The sequence below is a fragment of the Acinetobacter sp. AOR12_HL genome (assembly GCF_027855275.1).
Lineage (GTDB): Bacteria > Pseudomonadota > Gammaproteobacteria > Pseudomonadales > Moraxellaceae > Acinetobacter > Acinetobacter baumannii.
This window is the reverse complement of record NZ_JAKTIJ010000042.1, coordinates 23,843-29,842: the sequence shown is the minus strand read 5'-3', so window position 1 is coordinate 29,842 and position 6,000 is coordinate 23,843. Positions and strand designations below refer to the sequence as shown.

The 6,000-nt window shown below is 39.4% G+C and carries 8 protein-coding genes; 1 reads left to right on the top strand and 7 read right to left on the bottom strand.

Going from position 1 to position 6,000, the window contains the following annotated elements; genetic code table 11:
• The first annotated feature begins 76 nt into the window (after positions 1-76).
• Positions 77-1,221 (top strand): IS3 family transposase gene (locus MKL36_RS19030; protein ID WP_085944219.1). Its coding sequence is split into 2 segments (ribosomal slippage): positions 77-341 and positions 341-1,221, totalling 1,146 coding nucleotides; the frame shifts between segments, so codons are not numbered across the junction.
• Between the two features lie 325 nt (positions 1,222-1,546).
• On the opposite strand, the gene MKL36_RS19025 is transcribed toward MKL36_RS19030, so the two are convergent.
• From MKL36_RS19025 to MKL36_RS18995, 7 genes are all read right to left on the bottom strand, one after another.
• Positions 1,547-2,596 carry a DUF932 domain-containing protein gene (locus MKL36_RS19025; protein ID WP_000951143.1) on the bottom strand — a complete coding sequence of 350 codons (1,050 nt, stop codon included), beginning with the start codon at positions 2,594-2,596 and terminating at the stop codon, positions 1,547-1,549.
• Between the two features lie 54 nt (positions 2,597-2,650).
• Positions 2,651-2,947, bottom strand: a complete 297-nt coding sequence (locus MKL36_RS19020; RefSeq protein WP_000553831.1) for a hypothetical protein — start codon at positions 2,945-2,947, stop codon at positions 2,651-2,653.
• Positions 2,948-3,038: 91 nt separating this feature from the next.
• On the bottom strand, positions 3,039-3,368 hold the full coding sequence (locus MKL36_RS19015) for a hypothetical protein (RefSeq protein WP_001068164.1): 330 nt from the start codon (positions 3,366-3,368) through the stop codon (positions 3,039-3,041).
• Positions 3,369-3,426: 58 nt separating this feature from the next.
• Positions 3,427-4,125: a hypothetical protein gene (locus tag MKL36_RS19010; RefSeq protein WP_001985473.1), complete on the bottom strand. Its 699-nt coding sequence runs from the start codon at positions 4,123-4,125 to the stop codon at positions 3,427-3,429.
• A gap of 81 nt (positions 4,126-4,206) precedes the next feature.
• Complete coding sequence (locus MKL36_RS19005; protein WP_000942646.1) at positions 4,207-5,232, bottom strand: J domain-containing protein; 1,026 nt, start codon at positions 5,230-5,232, stop codon at positions 4,207-4,209.
• Between the two features lie 70 nt (positions 5,233-5,302).
• Complete coding sequence (locus tag MKL36_RS19000) at positions 5,303-5,449, bottom strand: hypothetical protein (protein ID WP_000682545.1); 147 nt, start codon at positions 5,447-5,449, stop codon at positions 5,303-5,305.
• Positions 5,450-5,549: 100 nt separating this feature from the next.
• Positions 5,550-5,813 carry a hypothetical protein gene (locus MKL36_RS18995; RefSeq protein ID WP_000790976.1) on the bottom strand — a complete coding sequence of 88 codons (264 nt, stop codon included), beginning with the start codon at positions 5,811-5,813 and terminating at the stop codon, positions 5,550-5,552.
• Between the last annotated feature and the right edge of the window lie 187 nt (positions 5,814-6,000).

Genomic DNA, 6,000 nt, shown 5'->3' with positions numbered 1-6,000 from the left:
AGAGGTGGATCAGGAAATTTGAACAACACTTATAAGTGATATTTTGCTCCCCAAATGATGTTATAAACATCAATATATGGAGTATTTTATGGCACGTAGACCAAGAAGAAATCATTCAAATGATTTTAAAGCTAAGGTAGCACTTGCTGCGATTAAAGCAGAAAAAACACTTGCTGAATTGAGTGCTGAATTTGATGTTCATCAAAACCAAATTATCGACTGGAAAAATCAACTGATTTCAGCTTCCTCGCAAGCTTTCGATCAATCAAAAGCTCCAACAGAACCACCCATCGATCTAAAAAAACTACATGCAAAAATCGGTGAGCAGGCATTAGAAATTGATTTTTTAGAAGGTGTGTTGAAGAAACTGGGCCGCTTCAACCACAAAAGTTAATCGATGACTCACTTCAGATTTCAGTATCTAAGCAAGCTCAGCTGCTGAAAGTCTCCCGTGGTTGTTATTACTATCGCCCAAAACCTGTGAGTGCATCAGATCTGAAGCTGATGCGGTGTATGGATGAGTTACATATGCAATACCCTTTTGCAGGTAGCCGTATGATGCGTGATTTGTTGAATCGTCAAGGACATCATATAGGACGACGTCATACACGTACTTTAATGAAGAAAATGGGCATTAATGCGTTATATTGCAAACCAAATTTAAGCCAGGCTAATCAAGCTCACCGCAAATATCCATATCTGCTCAAAGGATTGGCTATTCAGCGCAGTAATCAAGTGTGGTCTACGGATATAACGTATATCCCTATGGCAAAAGGCTTTGTTTATTTATGTGCTGTGATTGATTGGCATAGCCGCAAGGTACTTGCGCATAGAGTATCGATTAGTATGGAGGTTACATTTTGCATAGAAACATTAAATGAAGCTATTGAAAAATATGGTCGACCTGAAATATTTAATACAGACCAAGGCAGTCAGTTTACCAGTGATGCATTTATTGATGTATTGAAATCAAATGACATCCAAATCAGCATGGATGGTAAAGGTCGATGGGTTGATAATGTGATGGTTGAACGATTATGGCGGAGCGTTAAATATGAAGAGGTGTATCTCAAAGCCTACAGCAATGTTTTGGATGCGAAGAAGCAATTAAACGCATATTTTGAATTTTATAATTTGAAACGACCTCATTCGAGTCTGGACAAAATGACTCCAGATGAGTTTTACTATGACCAGCTACCACAACAAAATAAGGTAGCTTAACTAGAGCAGAGTATCACTTATAAATAAGCTTTTAGTTGTTCAAACATGTGGGACCACCTCTTAGGTATATAGTAATTTAAAAAAGTAAAATGAAAAAAATTATCTGATTCTGCTTGATTTCATCATTGGTTCAATCCTTGATATTTTTTCTAACTCCATAAGCTTTACTATTGTAAGTAGAGTGTAGTGTAAGACTGTAGAGTCTCAGATCTTTTAAAATATAGGGGTAAAATTACTTACCCCATAATCTGCCCATGTTTTTATAAATTAATTACATGATTTTCTGTAATTCATGTATAAATAAACTTAAACAAATAATCATAACTTATACAACCATTCTTAGTGCCTGTTCCAGCCCGCGTTGTTTAAGGTTGGCTCCTACCCCAAACCATGCTGAATCTAATCGGTGATCTTTTGAGATCGCACGTCGCTCATGATCAACAAACTCGGTAATACTACAAAGCAGTCCATACGCCGTATCTTTAGCTGAAGCTAACTCGGCACCACGACCATGCCCGTTAAACATGGTCATGACCTTAGACATCGCACGTCCATTTGGCTCAGTTTTATTGTCGGTTTTGGATGAGTTGATTTGTTTAGGCGTAGCTACATTACGGTAGAACTGAATGATACTTTCATCTTGTTCAGCAATATTCAGGTTTGTATTATTGAACACTGCATCGAAGTAAGCTGCTGCTTCCTGCTGGGTGACTTTACGCTGGCTGAGCTGCTTCATTTCATACATGTGCTCGTCCCATGCATGAACCGAAATACCCAATTGCTGTTTAATCTTTTCAGCATCAAACTTGGTACTGTGTGGAACTTTCACCACACCTGCACTACTATTCTGCCCACGTAAGGCAATCGCTAAGGTGTTATTACACACCACACGTACACTTGTAAATTGCGCCGTGGTGGCTAATGTCCCATCACATGCTGTTGCCAGAAGGATATAACCATTACTCACATCCTTTCCTTTCAGTGCTGTTGATTGTCCAGTCGTAGCCAGTGCCCAGAACTTACGACCACCTTTCAATACCCCTGCTGTTTCCAGTTCAAAGCCTGATTGTTCTGTCAGGTCTTTATAGAAGTTTAATATCTCCATCGGTTGCACCTCCTGATAACGCTGACTTACCACTGATAGCGGCGCATGAGTATCTGAACGATAAAGGACTCTCTGATCTTCATACGGCATGATGATGTTTTGTCCACGTTCATTTTTTGTCATATAGCTGACATTGGATGATTCAATTCGCCAATCCATCCCTGCTTGTTGTGCCCATACTTCTAAAGGTTGATTTCTAGTGAGTTGATTGCCCAAACCATGCCAAGGGGTTTGACCTACAAAAGCCATTGTTTCAACTTGATGTGCCATGATGTTTTTCCTATTAAGTGATTTAAATAATTTGATTAAGAGTTTGGGATGAAGTTAAGAAAAGCTTGATTGCTGGATTTCAAAATGTTGCAGACACTGCTCACACTGATAATGCAAGGACACTGTATTGTCTTGATGCTGGACGTAGAGCAGAAACATGCCCCCTACAACTAAACCAACAAAGCCACCGACTAGTGGGTGAATAGGACTACGTTTTGACAATTGCATACAGGCTGCTGCCAGAGACATGGGGGAGAATGATGAAAGTTTTGCAAATACACCTTGATGGCTTTGTTCTGACTGCCGTAGTAATTTCAGATGTCTCGAATGGCAGTAAGGACATTGATGCATAGTCGTCTCCTCTCAATAAAAGGCATAAAAAAAACCACAAGCAAATGCTTGTGGTTTGATTGAGCTTTATGTCGTTTTAGATTAAGTCAAATTAACGAGTTACTTTTGGAGTCGCTAAACCTTTCTTGCTACAAGGTTGGATACTTTCAATATATTGACCATCTCCAGTGTCTTTAAAGAAACCATGTTTTGATTTGATTTCTAAACATTGCCCCTTCTTAAAAGGTTTAACTTGTGGAACGACTTTAGCTGGTATAGCGTAGCTATTTAAAATGACTTCGCCTTTAGTAGTTGGAAAAACCACCGATTCTTCGCCGTAATAGACATTGGCTTTAAGTGTAATCTGCTCAGTTTTAGCAAAAGCAATAGAACTGAGTGAAAGACTTAAAATTCCACATGCGATAAGTTTGATTGGGTTCATGGTATTTTCTCTGATTAAGTAAAGTAATAATTAAACGAATGCTACAGACCAGCTTTAATTAGTGACCAAAGCATGGCTGGTATCCTTCGTGAAGGACTTGATTGCTGTTCTTATCCCAACTCACCACATACCAAGTACATTGGTAACGGTCAGAGTCCCATGCAGTACGATAGGTCATGGTATTACCTTGCTGGCTCCATCCTTCAACTCGTTTACTCACCTGATCTGGACTTGAGCGGCCCCATACATTCATGAGATGTGACGCTAACATTTGATCAATATTCGGGATGGTTGACTTTAAATCAGCTGGAGCAGATTTGATTGGCTTTAATCCATAGCGAGAAGCATTGGAACTTAAGGTTTTCCCTTCATGGTACTCACCATCAACTTCTGAACTGAGATTACCTAGACTTGTATCTTGTGCTTTTGCCTGATCAACCGCGGCTATTGCCCCCGCAACAACCTCATCTTCAGCTTGTGAATGAGCAGATTCTGATTCCGGGTTTTCCACCATACTTTCAATTCCAGTGAAACCTGATTCAACGGGTTCCGATGCTGCTTGTGTTGTGGCAGATTGATTTTGTACCTTAGATTGTTCTAAAGCGAGTTGTGCTAACTGAAGTTCAGTTTGTCGTTTTTGATGTTGATTAAATAAAATACCGCCTGCAATTAACACCGCCATCATGACTACAGTTAACAACCAATATAACGGTGGTATCTTTTTAGTTGAGTTAGTGCTGTTCTTTATCATATTCATATCATTACCTTGAAATAGAGGATATACGGCGCTTTAGGGCTGCCTTCACTGGGGTAATATGTAAGTAAAAATTCTTTATTTTCAGTTATTGTCCAAATAGCTTTTTAATAAAGCTCTTGCTTCATTCAGTTGCTGTGCCTGACTTTCAATCAACTGACGAACAGATTCAGGTAAGTTCTGGTATTTATCGGGATGGAACTCAGCCATCTTTTTTCGGTAAGCAGATTGTAAGTTCTGCTCAGTCAGTGAATTAGGCTGAATATCAAGAAGTTTGCACGCTTGAAGTTGTCCACCGTTGAAAGTAGAAGTAGTAGACTGATTCATTTCATCAGCCAGACATTGATAGATAATTTTGACCAGATCAGGAAATACGGCTTTAGAAACATTGGATACACGACATAAATGGGTCATGAAGAGATCCGCCTGATTCTGCTCAACCTGACCCAGTGCCATGGCATAAACCAGTTGTTCGATCATCTCCGTACGAAGCTTGTAAGCCAGCACATCTTTCAGTTCTGCAAAGCGATGTAATAATTCTTCATATTCAAAGTTGGGATGTTCAGTCAGTAACCTTTTAATATAGTGCTGTGATGCTTCATCATTCAGCTTTACAAAATGTTTAGATATTGCATGACTAGATTCAGGATTCCACTTACCCATATTGAATGTGATGAAATAAGCAAACAGATCAATAATTACCTTCAGTTCTGCATCAATCTGTGGTGGAGCCCGATCGGTTTCTGTTTCACCCTGACAAACTTCATTTAGAAATGAAGCCAATGTTCGTACTGTGCCCTTATCCAGTTGGGTAAAGGTCAGGGTTTCTATACGATTCAGTACGATGCCATGATTAATGACGCCAATATCTGCCTCGACATGATGAATACTTTTAAAGAGATAAACCGCTTCATCTCCAAAGCTTTCTTTATAAAAGAGTCCTGTCGCCGTCACACAAAGTCCAGCTTTAGCACTGCCAAATACCGTATCGTCAATTAGCATAAGGATTTCATCTGGATGAATTCCTTGAGGGAGATAACTCATAGCCCCTTGCAATTTTTTATAAGGAATAGCGGGTGCAAAATAAATATTGTCACTCGCTCTTAACATCAACATCCAACGGCTTTTCTGGAGTGATTCTCTCGATATGATTGTCATGGCAACTTCCCCAATTTAGCGACTAAAACAACCAACGTAGAAAATCAGCAGGCCAAACAAGTGCCCGACCCAAAGAATATGAACCAGAATAAATAGGGTACTGCCAAATCAAATACAGCCAATAACCAATCACAATGGTGAAATAAAGGCCAATCAATGGATGTTTCATTGTAAATTCCTCATTTTTTTAGGTAAGCCTATCCAACCCACTGCTCTATGGCAGCAGGTGAGATCAAAAGACAAACTAAGATTTAATGTGAATACGAGCTCTAAAGTTTATGTGCACATTGCTGACCAGACTTAAAAGACACCTCTTCGAAATCCTCTGGCATCCTGACTTGCATCATGCCAATCGCCTCCAGCTTTTCTTCACCATAATGTTCTTCCATCCTGTCGTAGAAGCAGGAACAGAAACTGCGACTTCCTCCCGTATTCCTACAGCTTTGTTTCATACCCTTTTCGAAATCAGAAGAACAACCAGTAACCAACAAAATACTGACACCTACCAAACCCATCAAAATTTTATTTTTCATCATTTTATCCAGTGACGTCGTCATGGAGCTTAGGCTTTTTTAGGCAACACGAAGCCTTGCCATGGTGTAGCTCACATGACATTTTTTTAAGTAAATTTTTAGACGAAAAGATCTAAAGCTTGAGAAACTAGAAGTTCATCAAATCCTATTAAAACTAATCAGGCGTTATAAAAAGAATATGCATAGC

Coding starts and splice junctions, on each gene's coding strand:
- MKL36_RS19025 (WP_000951143.1), bottom strand. CDS start 2,596: ATGGCACATCAAGTTGAAACAATGGCTTTTGTAGGTCAAACCCCTTGG.
- MKL36_RS19020 (WP_000553831.1), bottom strand. CDS start 2,947: ATGCATCAATGTCCTTACTGCCATTCGAGACATCTGAAATTACTACGG.
- MKL36_RS19015 (WP_001068164.1), bottom strand. CDS start 3,368: ATGAACCCAATCAAACTTATCGCATGTGGAATTTTAAGTCTTTCACTC.
- MKL36_RS19010 (WP_001985473.1), bottom strand. CDS start 4,125: ATGAATATGATAAAGAACAGCACTAACTCAACTAAAAAGATACCACCG.
- MKL36_RS19005 (WP_000942646.1), bottom strand. CDS start 5,232: ATGTTAAGAGCGAGTGACAATATTTATTTTGCACCCGCTATTCCTTAT.
- MKL36_RS19000 (WP_000682545.1), bottom strand. CDS start 5,449: ATGAAACATCCATTGATTGGCCTTTATTTCACCATTGTGATTGGTTAT.
- MKL36_RS18995 (WP_000790976.1), bottom strand. CDS start 5,813: ATGAAAAATAAAATTTTGATGGGTTTGGTAGGTGTCAGTATTTTGTTG.